23 protein-coding genes are annotated in these 21,872 nt (G+C 72.5%); 11 read left to right on the top strand and 12 right to left on the bottom strand.

The features are described 5' to 3' along the window. Positions 1 to 21: 21 nt before the first annotated feature. The 3 genes from ACQB60_RS22565 (at position 22) to ACQB60_RS22555 (ending at position 4,275) form a co-directional block, all read left to right on the top strand. Entirely contained in the window at positions 22 to 615 is a 594-nt protein-coding gene (locus ACQB60_RS22565) for a TetR/AcrR family transcriptional regulator (protein ID WP_496927870.1), read from the top strand. 307 nt (positions 616 to 922) lie between these two features. Further along, positions 923 to 2,548: a PTS trehalose transporter subunit IIBC gene (gene treB, locus ACQB60_RS22560; protein ID WP_496927869.1), complete on the top strand. Its 1,626-nt coding sequence runs from the start codon at positions 923 to 925 to the stop codon at positions 2,546 to 2,548. Positions 2,549 to 2,565: 17 nt separating this feature from the next. After that, entirely contained in the window at positions 2,566 to 4,275 is a 1,710-nt protein-coding gene (locus ACQB60_RS22555; protein ID WP_496927868.1) for an alpha,alpha-phosphotrehalase, read from the top strand. A gap of 31 nt (positions 4,276 to 4,306) precedes the next feature. On the opposite strand, the gene ACQB60_RS22550 is transcribed toward ACQB60_RS22555, so the two are convergent. The 3 genes from ACQB60_RS22550 to ACQB60_RS22540 form a co-directional block, all read right to left on the bottom strand. Beyond that, on the bottom strand, positions 4,307 to 4,744 hold the full coding sequence (locus ACQB60_RS22550) for a hypothetical protein (protein WP_496927867.1): 438 nt from the start codon (positions 4,742 to 4,744) through the stop codon (positions 4,307 to 4,309). Positions 4,745 to 4,794: 50 nt separating this feature from the next. After that, on the bottom strand, positions 4,795 to 5,472 hold the full coding sequence (locus tag ACQB60_RS22545) for a hypothetical protein (protein WP_496927866.1): 678 nt from the start codon (positions 5,470 to 5,472) through the stop codon (positions 4,795 to 4,797). Between the two features lie 72 nt (positions 5,473 to 5,544). Beyond that, positions 5,545 to 6,474, bottom strand: coding sequence for a zinc-binding dehydrogenase (locus ACQB60_RS22540; protein ID WP_496927865.1), 930 nt, complete (start codon positions 6,472 to 6,474; stop codon positions 5,545 to 5,547). 130 nt (positions 6,475 to 6,604) lie between these two features. On the opposite strand from ACQB60_RS22540, the gene ACQB60_RS22535 reads away from it, so the two are divergent. Then, positions 6,605 to 7,327 (top strand): TetR/AcrR family transcriptional regulator, encoded by a 723-nt coding sequence (locus ACQB60_RS22535; RefSeq protein WP_496927864.1) that lies wholly within the window; start codon positions 6,605 to 6,607, stop codon positions 7,325 to 7,327. Between the two features lie 19 nt (positions 7,328 to 7,346). Here ACQB60_RS22535 and ACQB60_RS22530 read toward each other — a convergent pair whose 3' ends face one another. Genes ACQB60_RS22530 through ACQB60_RS22520 form a run of 3 tightly spaced genes read right to left on the bottom strand, consistent with a single transcriptional unit; the run spans position 7,347 to position 9,289 of the window. Continuing rightward, positions 7,347 to 8,042 (bottom strand): hypothetical protein, encoded by a 696-nt coding sequence (locus ACQB60_RS22530; protein ID WP_496927963.1) that lies wholly within the window; start codon positions 8,040 to 8,042, stop codon positions 7,347 to 7,349. A gap of 5 nt (positions 8,043 to 8,047) precedes the next feature. Next, positions 8,048 to 8,335, bottom strand: coding sequence for a hypothetical protein (locus ACQB60_RS22525; protein WP_496927863.1), 288 nt, complete (start codon positions 8,333 to 8,335; stop codon positions 8,048 to 8,050). Positions 8,336 to 8,377: 42 nt separating this feature from the next. Then, positions 8,378 to 9,289 (bottom strand): SDR family oxidoreductase, encoded by a 912-nt coding sequence (locus tag ACQB60_RS22520; RefSeq protein ID WP_496927862.1) that lies wholly within the window; start codon positions 9,287 to 9,289, stop codon positions 8,378 to 8,380. A 118-nt stretch (positions 9,290 to 9,407) separates the two neighbouring features. On the opposite strand from ACQB60_RS22520, the gene ACQB60_RS22515 reads away from it, so the two are divergent. Next, entirely contained in the window at positions 9,408 to 10,037 is a 630-nt protein-coding gene (locus ACQB60_RS22515; protein WP_496927861.1) for a TetR/AcrR family transcriptional regulator, read from the top strand. 65 nt (positions 10,038 to 10,102) lie between these two features. Here the strand turns inward: ACQB60_RS22515 and ACQB60_RS22510 are convergent, their stop codons facing one another. Both ACQB60_RS22510 and ACQB60_RS22505 read right to left on the bottom strand, forming a co-directional pair. Beyond that, positions 10,103 to 11,026, bottom strand: a complete 924-nt coding sequence (locus ACQB60_RS22510; protein ID WP_496927860.1) for a GNAT family N-acetyltransferase — start codon at positions 11,024 to 11,026, stop codon at positions 10,103 to 10,105. A 141-nt stretch (positions 11,027 to 11,167) separates the two neighbouring features. Further along, a complete protein-coding gene (locus ACQB60_RS22505; protein ID WP_496927859.1) occupies positions 11,168 to 12,073 on the bottom strand; it encodes an MBL fold metallo-hydrolase in 906 nt (301 codons plus the stop codon). A gap of 180 nt (positions 12,074 to 12,253) precedes the next feature. Here ACQB60_RS22505 and ACQB60_RS22500 point away from each other — a divergent pair, with 180 nt between their 5' ends. From ACQB60_RS22500 to ACQB60_RS22490, 3 genes are all read left to right on the top strand, one after another. Further along, on the top strand, positions 12,254 to 12,487 hold the full coding sequence (locus ACQB60_RS22500) for a hypothetical protein (RefSeq protein ID WP_496927858.1): 234 nt from the start codon (positions 12,254 to 12,256) through the stop codon (positions 12,485 to 12,487). Then, on the top strand, positions 12,450 to 13,841 hold the full coding sequence (locus ACQB60_RS22495) for an amidase (protein WP_496927857.1): 1,392 nt from the start codon (positions 12,450 to 12,452) through the stop codon (positions 13,839 to 13,841). The genes ACQB60_RS22500 and ACQB60_RS22495 overlap by 38 nt, the downstream gene beginning before the upstream one ends. Positions 13,842 to 13,949: 108 nt before the next feature. After that, positions 13,950 to 14,519, top strand: a complete 570-nt coding sequence (locus ACQB60_RS22490) for a TetR/AcrR family transcriptional regulator (RefSeq protein WP_496927856.1) — start codon at positions 13,950 to 13,952, stop codon at positions 14,517 to 14,519. A gap of 32 nt (positions 14,520 to 14,551) precedes the next feature. Here ACQB60_RS22490 and abc-f read toward each other — a convergent pair whose 3' ends face one another. Next, positions 14,552 to 16,276 carry a ribosomal protection-like ABC-F family protein gene (gene abc-f, locus ACQB60_RS22485; RefSeq protein ID WP_496927855.1) on the bottom strand — a complete coding sequence of 575 codons (1,725 nt, stop codon included), beginning with the start codon at positions 16,274 to 16,276 and terminating at the stop codon, positions 14,552 to 14,554. Positions 16,277 to 16,664: 388 nt separating this feature from the next. Here abc-f and ACQB60_RS22480 point away from each other — a divergent pair, with 388 nt between their 5' ends. Then, the gene (locus tag ACQB60_RS22480) at positions 16,665 to 17,042 is read left to right on the top strand and encodes a VOC family protein (RefSeq protein WP_496927854.1); all 378 of its coding nucleotides are present in this window, start codon (positions 16,665 to 16,667) and stop codon (positions 17,040 to 17,042) included. A gap of 39 nt (positions 17,043 to 17,081) precedes the next feature. Here ACQB60_RS22480 and ACQB60_RS22475 read toward each other — a convergent pair whose 3' ends face one another. After that, positions 17,082 to 17,738, bottom strand: a complete 657-nt coding sequence (locus ACQB60_RS22475) for a TetR/AcrR family transcriptional regulator (protein WP_496927853.1) — start codon at positions 17,736 to 17,738, stop codon at positions 17,082 to 17,084. A gap of 153 nt (positions 17,739 to 17,891) precedes the next feature. On the opposite strand from ACQB60_RS22475, the gene ACQB60_RS22470 reads away from it, so the two are divergent. Then, positions 17,892 to 18,869, top strand: coding sequence for an NAD(P)-dependent alcohol dehydrogenase (locus tag ACQB60_RS22470; protein ID WP_496927852.1), 978 nt, complete (start codon positions 17,892 to 17,894; stop codon positions 18,867 to 18,869). Here the strand turns inward: ACQB60_RS22470 and ACQB60_RS22465 are convergent. After that, positions 18,856 to 19,557: a peptidylprolyl isomerase gene (locus ACQB60_RS22465; protein WP_496927851.1), complete on the bottom strand. Its 702-nt coding sequence runs from the start codon at positions 19,555 to 19,557 to the stop codon at positions 18,856 to 18,858. The two genes, ACQB60_RS22470 and ACQB60_RS22465, sit on opposite strands and share 14 nt — an antisense overlap. Positions 19,558 to 19,696: 139 nt before the next feature. Between ACQB60_RS22465 and ACQB60_RS22460 the strand changes: the two genes are divergently transcribed. Beyond that, positions 19,697 to 20,599 carry a GNAT family N-acetyltransferase gene (locus ACQB60_RS22460; RefSeq protein ID WP_496927850.1) on the top strand — a complete coding sequence of 301 codons (903 nt, stop codon included), beginning with the start codon at positions 19,697 to 19,699 and terminating at the stop codon, positions 20,597 to 20,599. A gap of 23 nt (positions 20,600 to 20,622) precedes the next feature. On the opposite strand, the gene ACQB60_RS22455 is transcribed toward ACQB60_RS22460, so the two are convergent. Then, on the bottom strand, positions 20,623 to 21,747 hold the full coding sequence (locus tag ACQB60_RS22455) for a serine hydrolase domain-containing protein (protein ID WP_496927849.1): 1,125 nt from the start codon (positions 21,745 to 21,747) through the stop codon (positions 20,623 to 20,625). Between the last annotated feature and the right edge of the window lie 125 nt (positions 21,748 to 21,872).

Here is a 21,872-nt window from a genome sequence, read left to right as displayed (position 1 = left end):
ACGAGTATGTACGGTAGCAGCATGCCACGCACCAAGGGGGACCACGAAGCCCGCCGCCGCGACGTCTCCGAAGCGGTCTGGCGGGTGCTGGCCGCGCACGGGTTCGGCGGTCTGACGCTGCGGGCGGTGGCCGCCGAACTGGGCGCCACGACCGGGCTGCTCACGCACTACTTCCCGGCCAAGCGCGACCTGGTCGCCCACGCCCTCGACCTGCTGGAAGAGCGCAGCGCGGCCCGCCCCCGGCGCACGGCCGACGAGGGGCTGCCCGCGGTGCGGGCCGCGCTGCTCGACGTCCTGCCGCTGACCCCCGAGGCCACCGACGCCAACCGCATCTGGGTCTCCTCCTGGGACGTCGCCCTCGCCGACCCGGGCCTGAGCGCCGACCACGCACGCCGCTATGCCGACAGCCGCACCAAGCTCACCGGCCTGGTCGCCACGGCCCAGGCCCGCGGCGAGCTCCCCCCGGGCGACCCGGCCCGCGTCGCGGCGGCTGCCCAGTCCTTCGTCCTGGGACTGGTGGTGCAGGCGCTGTTCGCCCCGGACGAGTTCACGCCCGAGCGCCAGGTGGAGCTGGTGGACGACTATCTGGCGTCGCTGATGCCGAGCCAGATGTAGGGCTTGTCTGGCGGATCAGGCCGCGGTCGCGGGCTGGGCCGCGGTCCACCGCTGCACCCGGCACGCGGCGAAGCCTGTGAAGGCGATGATCGCCAGAGCGGGCAGCCCGACGAAGACGTCGCCGACATAGTCCACTTCGACCGCCCCCCCCCACTCCCCCGCCCCCTACCATCCCGAGGCGCTCGTCCCCAGGTCTTTGGTCCACTTTATTCGGGCCTTATTGACCTCACTCCGCCGCCCCCGGTCTGCGAACTTTGCCGATACATGACCCACGCGTGGTCGTGCATTGACAGAAGGAGCACCCCCTATGGCCACCTCGGCGGCCCCCGTGCGCGAGCGCATGCGGACCTTGATCGACCTGGTCGGCGGCGCCGGCAACGTCGCCTCCGTGACGCACTGTCTGACCCGCCTCCGGTTCGTCCTCAACGACCCGGCCGCGCCGGACACCAAGGCGATCGAGCAGCTCGACGGGGTCAAGGGGTGCTTCGCCAGCGGCGGGCAGTTCCAGGTCGTGATCGGCAACGAAGTCGAGGAGTACCACAGGGAGTTGGTGGGGCTGCTCGGCGAGGGCGCGGCCGCCTCCAAGGACGACGTCAAGGCCGCCGCCCGCGCCAACATGAAGTGGTGGGAGCGCGGCATCTCCCATCTCGCCGAGATCTTCGTGCCGCTGCTGCCCGCGATCATCGCCGGTGGTCTGATCCTCGGCTTCCGCAACCTGATCGGCGACGTCGCGCTCTTCGGCGACAAGCCGCTCACCGACGGCTCCACCTTCTGGAAGGGCACGTACGACTTCCTGTGGCTGATCGGCGAGGCGATCTTCCACTTCCTGCCCGTCGCCGTGTGCTGGTCGACGGTGCGCAAGCTCGGCGGCACACCGGTCCTCGGCATCGTGCTCGGCATCACCCTCGTCTCGCCGCAGCTCATGAACGCCTACGAACTCGGCGCGAAGAAGCCCGAGGCGTGGGACTTCGGCTTCTTCACCATGGAGAAGGTCGGCTACCAGGCACAAGTCATCCCCGCGATCCTCGCGGGCCTCGCCCTCGCCATGACCGAGCGGTGGCTGAAGAAGGCCGTGCCCACCGTCCTGCACCAGGTGATCGTGCCGCTCGGCGCGCTGCTCGTGACCGTCTTCCTCGCGCACGCCGTGCTCGGGCCCGTCGGGCGCGAGGTGGGCGAACTGGTCGGGCACGCCGCGAAGGCCGCGATGACCGGGAGCTTCGCGCCCGTCGGGGCAATGATCTTCGGGTTCCTCTACGCGCCCCTGGTGATCACCGGCCTGCACCACACCACCAACGCCGTCGACCTCCAGCTCATCCAGGACATGGGCGGCACCCCGATCTTCCCGCTGCTCGCCCTGTCGAACATCGCGCAGGCCTCGGCCGTCGTCGGCGTCATCATCGTGGCCAAGCGCGCCAAGGACCGGGAGATCGGGATTCCGGCCGCCATCTCCGCGTACCTCGGCGTCACCGAGCCCGCCCTGTACGGCGTGAACCTGAAGTTCCGCTGGCCCATGCTCGCCGCGATGGTCGGCTCCTCGCTCGCGGCCCTCGTCTGCGGGCTCGGCGGCGTCCTCGCCAACAGCATCGGCAACGGCGGTCCGCTCGGGATCCTGTCCGTGCAGCCGCGCTACTGGGGCTGGTTCTCGCTCGCGATGGCCGTCGCGATCGCGGTGCCGATCCTGCTGACCGTGGCCCTCGCGCGCCGCGCCTCGGCCCGGGCGATGCTCGGCGAGGGCGAGGGTGAGGGCACGGGCGGAAGCGAGGCCGTGCGAGCCGCGGACGCGGGCGGGTCCGCGCCGGTCGCCGCACCCGTCGCCGCTTCGACCCCTGACTCCTCCCCCTCCCCCTCTCCCTCCTCCTCTCCCTCCCCCGCCGTGAACGCCGCCGCCGCTGCCGCTGCCGGCGCCTCCACCGCGGCAACCGCCGCCAACTGACCTCCAGGAAAAGGAACATGACGTACGAGAAGCACAGCCGCTCCGCCGCGATGCCGGAGGTCGACCAGGAGTGGTGGCGGTCGGCGACGATCTACCAGATCTACCCCAAGTCCTTCCAGGACACGACCGGTTCGGGCACCGGTGACCTGCGCGGCGTCATCGAGCGCATCGACCACCTCGTCGAACTCGGCGTGGACGCCGTGTGGTTGACGCCCGTGTACGCCTCGCCGCAGGTCGACAACGGGTACGACATCGCCGACTACCGCGCCATCGACCCGGCGTACGGCACGATGGCCGACTTCGAGGCGCTCGTCGACGCCCTGCACGCGCACGGCATCCGGCTCGTGATGGACATGGTGCTCAACCACACGTCCACCGCCCACGCCTGGTTCGAGGCCGCGCTCGCCGACCCGAGCGGCCCCTACCGCGACTACTACATCTGGCGCGACCCGGCCCCGGGCGGCGGCGTGCCCAACAACTGGGCGTCCAAGTTCGGCGGCAGCGCCTGGGCCCTGGACGAGGCGAGCAACCAGTACTACCTGCACCTGTTCGCGGTCGAGCAGGCCGACCTCAACTGGGAGAATCCCCGGGTGCGTTCGGAGCTGTACGACGTGGTGCGGTTCTGGGCGGGCAAGGGCGTCGACGGGGTGCGGCTCGACGTGGTGAACCTGGTGTCGAAGGATCCCGGACTGCCCGACGCCCCCGGCACCGACGGCCGCGAGTTCTACACGGACGGGCCGCGCGTGCACGAGTTCCTGCGCGAACTGAGCGAGGAAGTGCTGCGCCCGAACGGCCTGATGAGCGTCGGCGAAATGTCGTCGACGACGCTGGACAACTGCGTCCAGTACGCCGCGAACGACGGCGCCGAGCTGTCCATGACCTTCAACTTCCACCATCTGAAGGTGGATTACGTCGCCGGGGAGAAGTGGACCGTCGCGCCGCGCGACCTCGTCGACCTGAAGCGGCTCATGGGCCGCTGGCAGGACGGCATGCACGGCAAGGCGTGGAACGCGCTGTTCTGGTGCAACCACGACCAGCCGCGCATCGTCTCGCGCTTCGGCGACGACGGCGCCCTGCACGGCCCCTCCGCGAAGGCCCTCGCCATCGCACTGCACGGACTGCAGGGCACCCCGTACGTGTACCAGGGCGAGGAGTTCGGCGCCCCGAACCCCGGCTACACGGCGATCCGCGAGTACCGGGACGTGGAGAGCCTCAACCTGTACGAGGCGTGGCGGGCCGACGGGGTGCCGGTGCGCGAGATCATGACGGTGCTCGCCGCCAAGTCCCGCGACAACAGCCGCGCCCCGATGCGCTGGGACGACTCGGTGGGCGGCGGCTTCTCCACGGGCACGCCCTGGCTGCCGCCGAGCCGCCGCACCGACATCAACGCCGCGGCCGCCCGCAAGGACCCCGACTCGGTCTTCCACACGTACAGGCGCCTGATCGCGCTGCGCAAGGAGCACCCGGTGCTCGTGCACGGCGACTACACGGACGTGACGTTCGACGACCCGGCGGTGTGGGCGTACACACGCCGCCACGGTGACGCGGAGCTGCTGGTCGTGGCCAATCTGACGGGTGAGCCGCAGCCGTGGTTCCGCCCGGACAAGGTGCCCTCGTCGGGGTGGCGGGTCCTGGCCGCCTCCTACATCGACATCGTCGACGAACAGCCGCTGTCGGCGGTGCTCGCGCCGTTCCAGGCGGCGATGTGGGTGCGCGGCGACCGCTGACGGCGGTCAGTGCCTGTTGTTCCGTCGCCGGTCAGCAGCTGGCGCCCGCGCATTCGAGGCACACAGGGCTCCCGTCGATCGCCACGCTGTCATCGGAGGCCGCTTCGCAAATGCCAGGCGCGTCGGGGTGGTTGGCCCAGCAGTGGCACGTGCAGGTCTCCGTCACCGCTTCCAGCTCCGCCTCGCGTTGGGGCGCCAGCCCCATGCGGATGTCATGGCAGTTGCGGCACATCGGAACGTGGTGAACGGTCAGTCCGGGTTCGGCATGGCTGCTGCACGAGCCGGGGAACTCAGGATGCGTGCCGCACCGGCAGCCGCACGCGTCGAGAGCGGACCGGCGGAGAACAGAGGTCCGCCCGCACACATCAATGATCGGTGTCATCGCTCGTCGGAGCGCCGCGGCGAGAGCCTGGAAATGCTCCGCGTTCGGCGCCGGTGCGTTCTCGGAGACGAGTTCGGTGCGCGGCATCACGATCCCCCTGCCCTGACGGCCCAGGCCACCACGGTAGCGCGAGGTGCTCAGCTGACCAGTGCGCCGTCCTCCACGGCGGCCGCGCGCCGTCGCCGGACGTGCGCGCGGCGCCCGGCGATCAGGGTGAGGGCGGTCCAGACGCCGACTCCCGTGATCAGGGAGCCGAGTTGGCCGCTCGCGTCCACGTCCGCGGCGACCTCCAGGGGCACGGTCCCCTCCGGGTCGCGGAGGATCTCCAGGCGGTCCCCCACCTCGTGCCCGGGACTGCTGCCGTCGTAGGTGAGGGGCTCGTCCAGCCTGCCGTCCGGGCCGCGCAGGGTGAACTCGTGACTGCTGCGGGAGATCGCCTTGTGCTCGACGATCGTGACCTGTTCGCGGATGCCGCGGCGCTCCAGGGCGGCCTCGGGCGCGTACTGGACGGAGCCGACGAGCACGAGCACACCGGCCGCGGCGGCGAGGAGCAGCGTCCACAGCACCTCGTGCAGCAGGTGCAGCGCGATCACGAACACGAAGCCGCCGACGCAGCCGGTCGCGATCGGGATCCAGTCGGTGCCGAGCGTCGCGTACGCGATGCCGGTGTTGCCCGCCGCGGCGGCCCAGCCGATCACCAGCACCACGGCCGTACCGATGAGGCCCGCCCGCCGCGACGACGCCTTGCCCGTCCGACCGGCGCCCGCATCGAACCCGGAGCCCCCGTCACCACCACGTATGTGCACTGCATCCATGGCGGTGATCCTAGGTGCCGCGCGGATCGGGGCGACCTCCGGTTCGGGACCGGGCACGGGACCGGGCAGCCCTCAGCCGATGTCGAGCACCGCCTTGCCGTGCAGGCGGCGTTCGAGCAGGGCCTCGGTCGCTGCGGCGGCCTGGTGCCAGCTGCCGCGCCAGGAGATCTGCGGGTCGAGGTCGCCGACGGCGACGCGGCTCGCGAGCCAGGTCAGATCGGGGCCGAGGCCGGTGCAGGCGAGCAGGAAGAAGGTGGTGAGGGAGCGGTCGTGCCGCCCCTGGTCGCCGAAGAGCGCCCCGAACGGGAAGCTCTCGCCCTGCCCCGTCGCGTGCCCCACGGCGACCAGCGTGCCGCGCTCGGCCACCTTCTCGTACGCGTCGACGAGTTGGGACCCGCCCACCATGTCGACCACTCCGTCCACCGGCGCGTCGAGCGCGGCGGGCCCGGCGACCACCTCGTGGGCGCCGAGGGCGCGGAGGCCGTCGCCGTGCGCGGCGGGGCTGCCGGTGGACGCGATGACGTGCGCGCCGCCGAGCCGGGCGAGCTGCACGGCGTACCGGCCGACGCCGCCGGTGGCCCCGGTGACGAGGACCCGCCGGCCGAGGATCGGGCCCAGCCGGTGCAGGGCGCGCAGGGCGCTGGCGCCCGCCACGGGAACGGTGCTGATCGCCCCGAGGTCGGCGTCGCCCGGCACCTCCCCCATCACGTCGGTGCCCACGGCGCAGAGTTCGGCCCAGGCGCCGCCGTCGGAGAGCCCCACCACCGGGGTGCCGACGGCGGGGCCCGACCCGTCGGCGGCGGCCCGCTCCACGACTCCGGCCACGTCCCAGCCGAGTACGGCGCCGTCCGGCGCGCCCGCCAGGCCGTGCCGGACCTCACCGGAGTTGAGCGAGGTGGCGGCGGTCCGGATCAGGGCCTGGTGCGGGGCGGGGTCGGGTTCGGGTGCCTCTCCGAGGCGCAGTCCGGCGGGAGTTGAGCGGTCGACGAGGAGGGCGCGCATGGGTGCGGACCTTTCGGCAGGGCGGAGTACGAACGCGGCCGGGAAGGGCCGCGACCAGTTATGCCACCGAGTGGCATAAGCGCGCAAGAGGCGTTCGCGCCCTCGGGGCGCCGCGGGGTAGGCTGCGGCCATGCCGGAATCGAAGAAGGAGTCACAGGGACCGAAGGAGCGGCCGGAGCCGCAGGGCCCGACAGCGCGGACGCAGGCGCGGGCACAGGATCAACTCCCGCTGCGCGAGCGCAAGAAGCTGCGCACCCGTCAGGCGCTGATCGACACGGCTCTGGAGCGCTTCACCGAGCGCGGCTTCGACGCCACGACGCTCGATGAGCTCTGTGATGCGGTGGACGTCTCCAAGCGCACGTTCTTCCGCAACTTCACCAGCAAGGAAGACGTGGCGATGGCGCCGACCCAGGATCTCTGGACGGCCTTCCTCGACGAGCTCGCGGCCCGCGACCTCACCGGCCCCACGCTCCTGGAAGTACTGCAGGGCACGCTTCTGGACACCCTCGACCGGATGACGGCCGAGGACTGGGCGCGGCGCGTGCTGCTCAGCCGCCGCCTCACGGAGAAGACACCCTCGATGGGCGCGCACGGCCTCGAATTCTGCGACCGCACCTGCCGCGCGGCCCTCACCGTGCTGCACCGCAGGCTCGACCTCGACGAGACCGGAGACCTCCGCCCCCGGCTCGCCCTGGACGTGGTGCTCGCCGCGTTCCACTGCGCCCTGGACACCTGGACGGCACGCGGCGGCACCCCTGAACGCGCCGACCTCGCGGCCGACTTGCGCACCGCGTTCGCCGCCGTCCCCGGCAGCCTGACGATGACCGCGCGACCGCGTCCGGCCGCGGACTGACGCGCGAGACGACCCCTGCTCAGCGCTCGTTCAACGCGGCGCCGAGCTCCACGAGGCGCGGGGCGGGCAGCGCGAAGGGGTTCACCGGGTTACGGACGCTGTGGGCGCCGTCGCAGACCCATGTGCCGTCGTCCTGGCTCCAGTTGGGCGCCTGCCACTGGCCCTGCTGGCGCAGGAGGAGGGGTGCGAGCTCTTCCGGGCGCTCGACGACGGTCAGGGCCGCCAGTGCCGAGGCGAGGCGGGAGGCCGCGTGCTCGGGCACGTCCGCGTCGCCGAGCATCGGGAAGAGCAGCAGAAGCCGCGCGTCCGGGTCGACGACCCCCTCCGTGGCCGACTGCCCGGCCACGGCTTCGAGTTCGGGCCAGGAGAGACCGGGCCCCATGAAACTCCCCTCGTCGCAGGCGAGCGTCACCGCCTCCCGCGCCCCGGGCGCCACGACCAGGTAGTCGACGCCCATGTCGCCGTCGAGGTTGCGGTACACGACGTGGATCACGTGCCCGGAGGTCAACTCCACACGGAACACCGGCCAGCGCACCGGATCCATGACGTTGCGGTACACCTCCCGTGCGGCGTCCCGGTCCGCCCCGAAGGCGAGGGCCTGCGCCTCCCCGGCCGGGAGACTGGAGCCGAGGTGGCCCGGCCAGAACAGCGGCTCGTCGAGGAAGTCCGCCCCCTCGGCCAAGGGGCCCGACTCATACCCGGGGATCACGACCATCGTCGTCACCGCGACGGGTGGATGCCTGCGAGACGGATCAGCCCGGACCCGCCCTTGCCGTCACCGACGACGCCGCCCGCGACCCACACGTACACCGTGTAGGTCCATCCCCGCTCCGCCGCGTACTCCTTGGCCCAGGTGAGGAGTTCCTCGACGTCGACCTCGTCCAGGACCTCGTACTCGTACGAGGTCCTGGACTCGCCCTCGGACCCGCCCTCCCAGAAGTAGACGCGGTACGCGGCGTGGTCCTGTTCCCAGGTGGTGTCACGGGGGTCGACGAGGCGTATGTGCATGGGGGTCAGCCTAGTGCTGCGGCGCCGTCCGCCCCTCCGAACCTAGGCGGCGTCGAAGTAGTGGCCCTTGTCGAGGTCTTCGAGGAGGCCGATGTGGGTCGGCTGCCAGTCCAGGAGGTCGCGGGTCAGGTCGTTCGACGCCCGGTTGTCGAGGGAGACGAGAGGGCCGAGCCAGCCGAAGTGGTCGGCCGCGGCCTCGGGGGCGACGGAGGTCACCGGCACGCCGAGGTGGCGGCCGATCACCTCGGCGACGTCACGGAGTGAGACGCCTTCCTCGGCTACGCCGTGCAGCACCGACCCCGCCGGGGCCTTCTCCACCGCGAGGCGGAACAGGCGTGCGGCATCGAGGCGGTGGACGGCGGGCCAGCGGGCGGCGCCGTCGCCGACGTAGCCGGAGACCCCCTTGGCGCGGGCGATGCCGATCAGTGCGGGCATGAAGCCGTTGTCGCCCTGCCCGTGGCAGGTCGGGGACAGCCGCACCACGGAGGAGCGCACCCCGTGCGGGGCGAGGGCGAGCGTCGCCTGGGCGGTGGTCTGCCGGATCGAGAACGGCGAGCCGTCGACGGCGGGCACGTCCTGCTCGGTCGCGAGCGCGCCCGGCTTGATGCCGAGCGCGCCGGAGGCGAGGACGAAGGGGCGGTCGGTCCCGGCGAGGGCGTCCCGGAAGGCGTCGACCGCGCGGCGGTCGGCCTCGGCGGCGCCCTGGAAGTCGCCGCTGAAGGCGATGTCGTGCTTGAAGGCGAGGTGGATCACGCCGTCCGCGGCGGCGGCGGTCCTCCCCAGGACGTCGAGGTCGTCGAGGGTCCCGCGGACCACCTCCGCCCCGGCCTCGGTGAGGGCGGCGGCAGAGGCGTCGGAGCGGGCGAGCCCGACGACCTGGTGGCCCGCCTCGAGGAGTTCGGGAACGACGGCGGATCCGATCCAGCCGGACGCTCCGGTCACAAAGATGCGCATGAGAAGACTCCAGAGAGCTGGTGAGCTGGTGAGCCGGTCAGCTGATGTCAGGGACTGACATCAGCTGACCTCGACGGTACACCTGATGTCAGGCTCTGTCATCACGTAGGATCCGGCCATGGGTAGATGGCAGCCTGACGCGCGCGGACGCCTGGCCACGGCGGCGATGGAGCTCTACAGCGAGCGCGGCTACGACCAGACGACGGTCGCCGAGATCGCCAAACGGGCCGGTCTCACCGAGCGCACCTTCTTCCGGCACTACGCGGACAAGCGCGAGGTGCTGTTCGGCGGCGCCGGGGAACTGCAGCAGCTGTTCACCGACGCGGTCAGCGAGGCCCCGCCGTCCGCGCCACCGATCGACGCCGTCGCGACGGGACTTGAGGCCCTCGCCGACTCCTTCAAGGGGCGGCGCGATTTCGCCCGGCAGCGCCAGGCCGTCATCACCTCGAACGCCGAGCTTCAGGAGCGCGAACTCATCAAGCTCGCCTCGATGTCCACCGCGCTCGCCGAGGCCCTGCGCGGGCGGGGCGTCGGCGAACCGGCCGCGAGCCTGGCCGCCGAGGCGGGGGTCGCCGTCTTCAAGGTCGGCTTCGAGCGCTGGATCGCGGACGACGCGAAGACCGCGGAAGGCGCGAAGAGCACGGAGGACGCGGAGAGCACGGAGGACGCGGCGGGCATGGCTCCCCTGCTGCGGGACGCACTCGACGAGCTCAAGGCCGTGATCGTGGGGCGTGCCGAGGCGAAGTGAGCCGGGCAGGCCCCCGCTCGACGGACGAACGGAGGCCCCGGCCCCTACCCGCTACGGCGAGCCGACTACTCGGCGCGGCGGTGCTCCCAACCCCGGTCGGTGCGCGTGAGCTCCTGGAACCCCGCCGACGTGAGGCGGTCGATCGCCGCCCCGTCCCCGGCCGACTCGTAGGCCGCCAGCCGGTCCACGCCGCACAGCCGGAGCCACCCTCCCGCCCGCGCCAGCAGCCAGCCCTCCAGGCCCTCGCCCTCGTGGGCCGGTGCGACGTGGAGGTTGCCGATGTCGGCGAGGCCCGCCGAGCGGCTGTGGCGTTCGGCGCGGGCCGGCGCGGTGTCGACCTCGACGAAACCGAGCGCGCCCCCGGCGTCGTACGCCGTGAAGCGCGTGCCGCACTCGCCCAGCGTCCGCTCGACCGTCACCCCAGGGCGGGGTGCGGAGGCGGGCAGGTCGGCCGTCCGCGCGATGAGGACGACCTCCGTGCCCCCGACGTGGCGGAAGCCCGCGTCCTCGTAAAGGGCGCGGATGTGGGGCCAGTTGCGGGGCAGGCCGTACACGAGCGGGGCGGGCAGCCCGCCGTCGGCGTACCTGACACGGACGTTCCAGCGCGCGAGTTGGGCCAGGCAGGCGGACATGAGCAGGCGCGCGGCCTCGTCCGAGTCCGGCCAGAAGGAGGCCGGCGGCCGGAAGACGAACCACGCGATCTCGCCCGCGTCCCGGAAGTGCTCGCCCACGTCGCCGTCGGCGCGGTGGCGCAGCAGGTGCGCCGCGGCCACCACGGACCGGCGCTGCTCGGCGACGAGCGTGATCCGCTCGCCCACCCAGGGGTCGGTGATGAACTCCTCGGGCTGCCGCTCCAGGCCGCTGAGCACGGTGTTGACGGAGACGGAGACGCCGGGGACGACGGCGGCGACGTGCTGGTTGACCAGTTCGGTGAGCTGGTCGCGGTCGTCGCGGCGGAAGGGGCGCACGGTGAGGGAAGGGGCGGGCATACGTGACCTCCGGTGAGGATCATCGAGGATCGTTGAGGAGGCCGCCACGCGATGCGGTACTCGGCCGATGATACGGGAGCCCCGAGCCCGACCCCCGAGCCCCACGCCTCACTTGACGCACAGCACGAGGCCCCAGTGACGTCAGTGCGATGCGGCGGGGACAGACGAAAGACGGTAGGCGCCTCCTTGGGTGATCACGCGGCCGGCGGTGGGCGGTGCGAAGTGAGTACCGAGCAGGAGGGTGTCCGTGTCGGCCAGGGAATCGAGCAGCTCACGACGCGAGGCGTGCGCGCGTGCCGCGTCGATGTCGACGCAGGCGCCGATCGCGGGCTCGGCGAGCTGGACCGGGTGGTGAATGCAGTCGCCGGTGATGAGCGCCCTCTCGCCCCGGCTGGTCAGCTCGACGGCGATGTGGCCGGGGGTGTGACCGGGTGTGGAGATCAGGCGTAGCCCCGGAGCGATCACTGCGCCCCCTTCGGGAACGTCGACGAGGTCGAGCAGCCCCGCCTCCTCGACCGGGATCACGGAGTCGCGGAACATGTGCTTGCGCGGCTCCTCCATGTCGTACGTGGCCCAGAACTCCCGCTCGGTGCGAGAGGTGAGGTAGCGGGCGTTGGGGAAGGTGGGGACCCACTCGCCGTGCGTCTCCCGCGTGTTCCAGCCCACGTGGTCAGCGTGCAGGTGAGTGAGGATCACCAGGTCGACGGAGTCCGGGGAGCAGCCGGCGGCGGCAAGGCGTTCGAGGAAGTCCGTCCGCAGGTTGTGCCAGGCGGGGTTGGCCCGCTCCTTGCCGTTGCCGATGCCGGTGTCGACGAGAACGCGCAGCCCGCCCACGACGAACGCAAAGCTGTGGCTGTCGAGGCGCAGGATGCCGTCCTGGTCGGCGAAGTCGGGGCGCAGCCAGTCATGTCGGGAGACCACGTCCGTGGTGGCGCCGGGCAGCAGCCACGGTCCGGTCGCGGGCGGCAGCGGGACCTCGTCGATGCGGTGGACGGCGATGTCGCCCACGGTCCAGGAGGGAGCGGCAGTGGATGGCCGGGTCTTCATGGTCTCTGCTCGCCTTCAGTCGTCGTGGTGGTGGGAGGCGTCGCAGGAGTGCCGCCCCGTCACCGTAAAAGCAATTCGTTTGCCTTAAGGCAGGGTAGGGTCGTACAGTCACCTAACGCAAACCCTTAGCCTTAGCTGTGCGAGGGCTTCCGTCGCTCCAGCTGACCAGGAGACAGATCCGTGCCCTCCGATGAACTCACTCCGCCGGAGGCGGCCCGTTGGGCCACCCGTGCCGGACTCCCGCTGCCGGCCGACCGCCACGAGGCGGTCGCGCTCACCGCCAACCACATCCATTCCGTCGTCGCCGTCCTGCGGGAAATCGACTTCGGAGACACCCCACCCGCCCTCGCCTACCGCGCGGGAGAGGAGCAGCACCATGCAGCCGTTCGAACTGCCCCTGACCGCAGCCGCTGACGCGATCCGGGCAGGGCAGCTGTCCCCCGTCGAGCTGGTGGACTCCGTCCTCGACCGCATCGAGAAGGTGGAACCACACCTTCACGCCTACGTCACCGTCAGCGCCGAGCGGGCCCGCGAAGAAGCCCTCGAGGCCGCGAACGACGCCGCGGCCGGCCGCCTCCGACATGCGCTGCACGGCATCCCCATGGGACTGAAGGACTTGATCGACGTCGCAGGCGCGGCGACGTCAGCCAGCTCCAGGGTTCGCGCCGACCACCGCGCGAAGGCCGACAGCACGGTCGCCGCGCGCCTGTCGTCAGCCGGTGCCGTCACGGTGGGCAAGACCCACACCCATGAGTTCGCCTACGGCCTGACCACCCCTCAGACCAACAACGCCTGGAACCGCGACCGGATCGCAGGCGGCTCCAGCGGCGGGTCCGCCGTCGCCGTCGCCGCGGGCACCGCGACCTTCAGCCTCGGTACCGACACCGGCGGATCCATCCGGGTGCCCGCCGCGCTCAACGGAGTCGTCGGCCTCAAGCCGACCTACGGCCTCGTCCCCCGCACGGGCGTCACATCGCTGTCCTGGTCGCTGGATCACGTCGGCCCGATCACCCGGACCGTGGCGGACGCAGCCGTGGTCCTGTCCGTCCTCGCCGGTCACGACCCGGGCGATCCCGCCTCGCTGGTCGCGCCCGCGACGCCCTACCGGCCGGGGGCGACCACGGACCTGACCGGGCTGCGTGTGGGCGTACCGCGCAACTACTACTTCGATCGCGTCGACGCAGAGGTGGAAACCACCGTGCGGCACGCCATCGACCAGCTCCAGGCCCTCGGCGCGCGGCTCGTCGAGGTGGAGATTCCGATGACGCGCTACCTCCACGCCACCCAGTGGGGCCTGATGGTGCCGGAGGCCACCGCCTACCACGAGCAGACCCTGCGCACGGTTCCCGAGCTGTACCAGGCGGACGTCCGCACCCTCCTTGAGGCCGGTGAACTCATGCCCGCCGGGGACTACTTGCGCGCCCAACGCTCCCGCACCCTCATGCGCCAGGCATGGGCCCGCCTGCTGGACGAGGTCGACGTCATCGCCGCACCCACGGTCCCGGCCACCGCCGCGGCAGCCGACGAGGAGACGATCACCTGGCCCGACGGCACGGTCGAGAGCGTCTCCGACGCATACGTACGCCTCTCGGCCCCGGCCAACATCACGGGCGTGCCGTCCCTGTCCGTCCCGGTCGGCTTCGACGCGGCGGGCCTGCCGGTCAGCATGCAACTGCTCGGCCGACCTCTCGGGGAAAGCACGCTGCTGCGGGTCGGTCATGCCTACGAGCAGACCCAACCGGCCCGCGAACTCGCGCCGGTGGCCTGAGCCAGAGCGCAGGCCCGGCGGAGCGCCCCGCAGGGCCCGGGCCTGCAGGGCGCTCCGGGGCACGCCTCCACACACCTAGACGCAACAACTTTGCTTTAAGCTGGTGTCATGAGTCGCCAGATGGTGCGCCCCGGCGGGCGCAGCGCCCGAGTCCAGGCATCGGTGCACGCCGCCGTCCGCGCACTCTCGTCGGAGGTGGGCCGGGACGCCCTGACGGTCCCGATGATCGCCCAGCGCGCGGGCGTCACGCCGTCGACGATCTACCGCCGCTGGGGAGACCTGCAGGAACTGATGTCGGACGTGGCGGTCGAGCGCCTGCGCCCCGACACGGCACCCAAGGACATCGGTGACCTGACGTCCGACCTGACCGCCTGGGCCGAGCAGTTCTTGGACGAGATGGCCTCCCCCGCAGGCCGCGCCTACATCCGCGACGCCCTGCTCGGCGACCCGGACGGCAGCAACGCCGGCCGGTGCTCCGCCTACGCCGCCGAGCAGATCGACGTCATCCTCACCCGCGCGACCGAACGCGGCGAGACCACACCCGACACCGAAGCGGTCATCGACCACGTGGTCGCCCCCCTGATGTATCGCATCCTCTTCCGCCCGGATGAACTCAACGCCTCCTACGCCCGCCGACTCGTGGCAACCGCGATCACTCACTCACCGCCCACAGCCTGACCTGATTTCCCTTCCTGACGCGACGCCCGTCGTCAGGCGGCCGGGCGCCCTCCCTCCAGTACCAGGCGCTCGCCCCTGAACTCCCTTACGTAGCCCCGGTCGTGGGAGACCACCACGAGCGTCCCCTTGTACGCGTCGAGCGCTTCCTCCAGTTCGTCCACCAGGGTCGGTTCGAGGTGGTTCGTGGGCTCGTCCAGGACGAGGAGATCGGCGGGGCGGGTCACCAGGCGGGCCAGCTGGAGGCGGCGGCGCTGGCCGACCGACAGGGCGGTGACCGCGACGGTGAGGTCCTCCTCGCGGAAGAGGCCGAGCGCGAGGAGGGCGTCGGCGTGCTCGTCCGGCGGGCCGGGCAGACCGGCGGCGAAGGCCGCGAGGAGCGGCTGTCGGGCGCCGGGGGCGGCCCCGGTCTCCTGGGGAAGGTAGCCGAGGCGCGCGGCGCGCCGGACGGTGCCCTCCTCGGGCGCGAGGTCACCGGCGATGACCCTCAACAGGGTTGACTTTCCTGCCCCGTTGGGCCCGGTGACCAGCAGTCGGTGGCCCGCCTCGATGCGGAGCGCGGGGACGTCGAGCCGACCGGGCACCACGACGTCGGCGACTTCGAGGGCCGGTTCACCTCCCGCCCCGGCGTCGGCCGTCTCCGGCACCGCGTCGAACCGCAGGGGCCGGGGCGGCGCCGGTACCGGGTTCCGGCGCAGCTCGTGCACGCGCTGCCGGGCCGCCCGCACCTGGCCGCCGAGCTTCGCCTCGTGGGAGCGGCGGTGCTTGCCGAAGCCCTGGCGCGGGTCCTTGCCGGTGCCGGTCAGACGGCGGCCCGCGGCCTCGACGAGTTCCAGGGTACGGGCCAGCTCCGCCTGCCACTCCTCGTGGCGCTGCGCCCGGCGCTGCCGGGCCGCGGCCTTCGCGGCGCGGTAGCCGCTCAGGCCGTCGCCGTAGCGGAGCACCGCGTGGGTGTCGCGGTCGACCTCCAGGATGGTGGCGGTGACCGCGGTGAGGAACTCCCGGTCGTGGGTGACCACGACGACGGTCCCCCGGTACGCGGCCAGGTGCTGCTGGAGCCACGTCACGGCCTGGTCGTCGAGGTGGTTGGTGGGCTCGTCGAGGAGCAGCAGTTCCGGGGCGGCGGCCAGGACGCAGGCCAGCGCGAGCCGGGACTGCTCGCCGCCCGACAGGGAGCCGAGCGGCCGGGCACGGTCGAGCCCCGGCAGGCCGAGGCCGTGCAGGGCGGCGTCGACGCGCGTGTCGGCGGTGTAGCCGCCGCGCTCCTCGTACGCCGTCAACAGCTCGCCGTACGCGTCGAGTTCGGCCTCGTCCACGGTCTCGGACGCCAGCCGCTCTTCGGCTGCGCGCAGTCGGCGCTCCAGCTCGCGCAGGTCGGCGAGCGCCTGGTCGACGGCGTCCTGGACGGTGGCCGTCGCGGGCAGGCCGAGGCTCTGGGCGAGGTACCCGATGCCGCCCGGGAAGCGGACGCGGATCTCCCCGCTGTCGGGCTGTTCGACGCCCGCGAGCAGGCGCAGCAAGGTGGACTTCCCGGAGCCGTTCTCGCCGATGACGCCCACCTTGTCGCCGGGCCGGACGGTGAAGGAGACCTGGTCGAGGACGGTGCGGGTGCCGTAGGTCTTGGCGACGTCCTTCAGGGCGAGCTGGGCGGAGGCGCCGGGGTGGCCGGACGGCGTGGGTCCGGTGCCGGAGGCGGCAGCGATATCAGTGGTGGGGGCGGGGGCGGCCGCGGGCAGGGTCGTATGGGCGCGTTCGCGCATGGTGCTTCTTCCTCAGGGGTACGACGGTGCGGCGCGCCGCAGGCATGGGCGTACGCGTACGCATGCGTGTGCGTCTGCGTGTGCCTGTGCGGCGGGTCGGCAGACCGTCGAGGTGGCCGGGGGCGGGAGAGGTGGGGACGGCGGGCGGCGGCACACTCACGTGCCGCCGCGCCTCGCGTCCGCGCGCCCGGTATCAGCGGAAGAAGTAGTACGAACTCATGCGGCAACCGTAACAAGACGTATCGTCTCGCGCCACTCCTTTTCCGGCCCGGAGGGCGCCGCCCACCCGCACCAGGCATGCTCGATCCGTGAGACAGGGGCAGCGACGCGCACGGAGCCGTCGCGGCGGAGCCCCCGAGAAGCCCGACAAGCCCGACAAGGAGCGCGCATGATCACCCATCTCGCCTTCGCCACCCTCTATGTGACGGACCAGCAGGAGACCCTGGACTTCTTCGTGGGCACGCTCGGGTTCACGGTCCACACCGACGCCGAGATGGCGCCCGGCAAGCGCTGGCTCGAAGTCGAGCTGCCCGGGGCGCGGACCCGCGTCGTGATCGCCAAGGCCGCGGACTTCGGCATCACCCCGGACCCGAAGCGCGGCGCCGGATTCAACCTCGCGTGCGACGACGTCATGGCCACCCACGCCCAGCTGGCCGCCGCGGGGGCCCCGGTGAGCGACCCGGTGGTCGAGCCGTGGGGCGCGTTCGTGACGGTGTCGGCGCCCGACGGCATGGAGATCATGATCTCCCAGGCCACCTCGGCCTGAGGCGCGAGCCGAGGCGAGGCGAGGCTTCGTGGACCCGGCCTAGACCCCGTCAGCCGCCAGCGGAAAGCGGTCCAGCGACAGTGAACTCGGCGGCGGCAGGGGTCTGTTGACCGCATCGGCGCGAAACGACTGGAGCAGGTAGGCGACCAGGCGCCGGGAGGCCGCACCGTCGTCCGGCAGCGCGGTCACCAGACCGCAGTGGGCCACCAGGGCCACGGCGAGGTCGGACGGATGGAAGTCGGCCCGCAGCGCACCGGCTGCCTGGGCCCTGCGCACCAGGGTCATGAGGTCCCGCTCGGCGTGCTCCCGCGCCTGCGCGTGGTGCGCCGCGCCGTCCGGGAAGGCCGCGACGAACGCGGCCGGGAACCCCCGCTCCTCCCGCTGGAGCGCGCAGACCGTCTCGACAAGGCGCTGAAAGCCCCGCCAGGGGTCGGGGTCGGCGAGAGCCTCGCTGAGCGTCCGCGCACACGTGTCCATCTGCTGCGTGAACGCGCCTCGCACCAAGGCGTCCCGGGTCGGGAAGTGCCGGTACAACGTGGCCACGCCGACCCCGGCCCGGCGGGCCACGGTCGCCATCGGCGCGTCGATCCCGCGCTCGGCGAAGACCGCGCGGGCGGCGACGAGGACGCGCTCACGGTTGCGCCGGGCGTCCGCCCGCAGGCCCTCCGGGTCGGTGATCCGAGAGGATTCCGTCATCGCCGCCTCTCACTTCGGAGCCAAGTGGACGATCTCGTCCGCTTACGAGCCTACGGTCAAGAGGACGGACCGCCACATCCCCGTGGGGTCCCGGCCGCAGGGGCAGCACGCAGAGGCAGAGACAGCGGCAGAGGCAGAGGCAGAGGCAGAGCGATGAACGACGACCGCACGACGATGAAGGCAGTGCTCTTCGACCGCTACGGCGGCCCCGACGTGCTGTACGTGGACCAGGTGCCGCGCCCCGAGCCGGGACCGGGAGAAGTGCTCGTACGGGTGCGCGCGTTCAGCGTCAACGGCGGCGAGCTGTCGGCCCGCGCGGGCCGCGTCCGCCTCCTGACCGGCCGGAAGTTCCCCCAGCGCATCGGCCTTGACCTCACCGGCGAGGTCGCCGCGCTCGGCCCCGGTGCGACGGGGGTCGCGGTCGGCGACCGCGTCTGGGGTGTGCTCGGCCGCACCTCCGGTTTCGGCAGTGCCGCCGAGTTCGTGACCGTGCCCGCCGAGCGGCTCGGCCGGGCCCCCGACGGGCTGGACCTGGTGGACGCCGCCGCGCTGCCGGTGGCCACCACGGCCGTCACCGCCCTGCGGGACAAGGCCGGGCTGCGCCCCGGCGAACGCCTCCTCGTGCGGGGCGCGGCGGGCGGCGTCGGCAACGCCGCCGTGCAGCTCGGCCGGGCGTACGGCGCCGAGGTGACGGCCCTCGCACGCGCCGCCAACCTCGGCTTCGTCCGCGGCCTCGGCGCGCACAAGGCCGTCGACCACCGGGCCGTCCCGCCGGGCGAACTGGGCCGCTTCGACGTGGTCCTGGACACCGCGGGGACCGACCTGCGCGCTTTCCGGCGCCTGCTGAACCCCGGCGGGCGCATGGTCTCCATCGCCTTCGACCCGACGCGGGCCGCCGCGACGCTGGGCTACGTCGCGGCCAGCACGGTGCACGGACGCGGCCGGGTGCGCTTCTTCAGCGGCGACCCCAAGCGCGCCGATCTGGACGACCTCGCCCGCCACGTGGCCGAGGGGAAGCTGCGCCCGGCGGTGGACACCGTCTTCCCCCTGGAGGAAACGGCCGCGGCACACCGTGCCCTGGAGGCGGGCGGCGTGCGGGGCAAGTACGTGGTCAGGGTCAATGCCCCTTGATCTGCACGCGCTTGATGTTCACCGGCAGCGTCGGGAAGCCGTCGCCTGGGCCGTTCTGGTCGTCCTCGCCGGCCGCCGCGATCTTCTCCAGGACGTCGAGTCCGCCCGTGACGCGGCCGAACGGCGTGTACTTCGGGGAGAGTTTCGTGTCCTTCCACACGAAGAAGAACTGGCTGCCGTTGGTGTCCGGGCCCGCGTTGGCCATCGCCACCGTGCCCGCCGGGTAGGTCGCGCCCTCGAGGTTCTCGTCGGGGAAGGAGTAGCCGGGGCCGCCGCTGCCCGTGCCGGTCGGGTCGCCGCACTGGAGGACGAAGATGCGGGCCGTGGTGAGGCGGTGGCAGTGCGAGCGGTTGAAGTACTTCCGCTCGGCGAGGAAGCGGAAGGAGAACGTGGTGCAGGGGGCCTTGTCCGTCAGCGCCTTGAAGGTGACGGTGCCCTGGCTGGTGCGGAGCCTGGCGCTGTAGGGGCGGGCCGCCTGCTTCGGGTCGAACTTCGGGATGCCCTTGAAGTTGTCGGCGGGAACGGCCGGTGTGTAGGTGCAGGCGGTGGCCGCGGCCCGTGCGGGCGAGGCGTCGGCGGCGCGCGCCGTGCGGGGCGGTCCGGACGACGCGTCGGCGGCGCCCGCGCTGGCCGGCGCCGAGGCCCCGAACGTCAGGACGGCGGTGGCAGCGGCGGTGGCAGCGAGCAACGCACGGTGTTTACGGAGCACTTGAGGTCCCTCCCCCAACATCCCTGGCATGACCGCAACATCTTTGCGGCTGAGGTCACGCACCACCAGCCCCCAAAATCAGATGCGGCCACACCCCGCCCATCCCTAGCCTGCGCCCATGGACTCCGTACAGGTCAGGCCGCTGCGCGTGGACGATCTCCCGGCGGCGGAACGGGCGTCGGCGGTGACGTTCCTGGACGCGGACCGGCTCAGCCGGCTCGTCAGCGACCCGGAGCCCGAGCTGCGCCCGGCGGTCGCCGCCAAGCGGTGGATCGAGCGGATCCGCTATTTCCTGGACGTCGATCCGGGAGGCTGCTGGATCGCGGTGGATCCCGCCGCCGACGCCACCGGACCGGCCGGTCAGGTGGTGGGGTTCGGCATCTCGCAGAACCGCGACGACCTGTGGTTCCTGGCGACGTACGGCGTGCTGCCGAGCCATCAAGGGCGCGGTGTCGGGGCGCGGTTGATGGACGCCGTGCTCGCCCACGCCGGTGGGCGCCCCGGCATCTTCTCCTCCAGCGTCCACCCCGGCGCCACCCGCCGCTACCGCCTCGCGGGCTTCTCGCTGCACCCGCAGATGCGGATGGTCGGCACCGTGGACCGCTCCACGCTCCCCGTGGTCGAGGGGCTGCGCGAGGGCGGCGCCGACGACTTCGCCTGGATGGACCGGCTCGACCGGGAGCTGCGCGTGGCGGGCCACGGCCCCGACCACGGCTACATGCTCGACACGCTGCGCCTGGTGGTGAGCCGGGACCGGGCGCGGCCCGGATACGTGTACGTCGACGGCCGGGGACAGGCGTCCCTGCTGGCCGCCGCGCACCCCGAGACCGCGCAGCGGCTGCTGTGGGAGGCCCTGGCCGCGGCGCGCGGCGACACGGTGGTCAACTGCATCACCACGCCCAACGAATGGGCCGTCGACGTGGGCCTCGCGGCCCGGCTCGCCATCGGTCAGGAGGGTTACATCGCCGTACGAGGCATGGACGTCCCCGCGCCGTACCTGGCCAGCGGCCAGTTCCTCTGAGCCTCGGCGGGCCCGCACTCCCCTCAGGGCCGGGCCAGTTCCTCCTCGACGACCGCGATGACCTGGCCGGCGGCGGCGAAGTCGTGGGTGAGCCGGTTCTTGGCCAGGGCGAAGCCGATGCCGTGGGCGCGGTCGCCGTACGCGAACGTGCCGCCCGCTCCGCCGATGCCGTACACCGCCCGGCCCGTCTCGGTGAGTTCGCCCGAGACGCCGCCGATCGCGTAGCCGAGGCCCCAGGTGCTCGGCATGTCGAAGATCTCGTCCACTCCGCTGAAGGAGACGTCCGTGGCCGCCGACAGCCGTTCGGGGGTGAGGAGTCGGACGCCGTCCACCTCTCCGAGCGTCGCCGCGTACAGACGGGCCATGGCGCGTGCGGTGGTCTTGCCGCCCGCGGGGATGTCGGCGGCCAGTACGTCGGTGCGGTTGCCGAGCGCGGCTGTCGGGAACGTCGCCGTCGGCGCCGAGCGGAGCATGGGGTGGTCGGCGGGCAGCTCGTGGTCCGCGCCCGCCTCGCCCTCGGGCGGCGGGGCGTCCTCCAGGCGCGCGAGGCGGGCGTGCTGGTCGCTGGGCATGCCGAAGTAGATCTCGTCCACGATGCCCAGGGGCACCGCGATCTCCTCGTGCAGCAGCTGCGCGACACCCTTGCCGGAGGCGCGGCGCATCACCTCGCCGAGGACGTAGCCGAAGGTGTAGGCGTGGTAGCCGGCCTTGGTGCCCGGCTCCCACCACGGCTCGGACGCGGCGATCGCGGCGCACATCGCGTGCCAGTCGCAGAGGTCCTCGACGGTGGTGTCCAGGGGGATCCCCGGCACACCCGCGGTGTGGTTCAGGACGTGCCGCACCGTCACCTTGTCCTTGCCATGGGCGGCGAACTCCGGCCACAGCTCCGCGACGGGGGTGTCGTAGCCGAACAGCCCGCGCTCGGCCAGGAGGTGCGCCAGCGTCGCGGCGGCGCCCTTGACCATCGAGTACGTGTAGAACGGGGTGCCGGAGTCGACCGGCCGCCCGGTGGCCGGGTCGGCGACCCCGGCCACGGCGTCGACCACCTGGCGGCCGTGGTGGTAGACGGCCACCTGCACGCCGCGCTCGGCGCCCGACTCCACGAGCCCCTCGATGGTCTCCTGCACCCGCCGCTGCACATCGCTCATGACGCCGTCCCTCTCCCCTGCTGAAGCCTGTCCCTGTGTCGACCGTGCGTGCGGCCGGAACTCATCGGTGCGGGCCCCGGCGGTTTCAGGGGGAGCAGGGGGAGCAGGGGCGGGGGGCCGGGAGC

Source organism: Streptomyces odontotermitis, assembly GCF_050510915.1.
In the GTDB taxonomy this organism is placed as follows: Bacteria; Actinomycetota; Actinomycetes; order Streptomycetales; family Streptomycetaceae; genus Streptomyces.
Note: the sequence above shows the minus strand (reverse complement) of the source record. Positions and strands in the feature narration are given on the sequence as shown.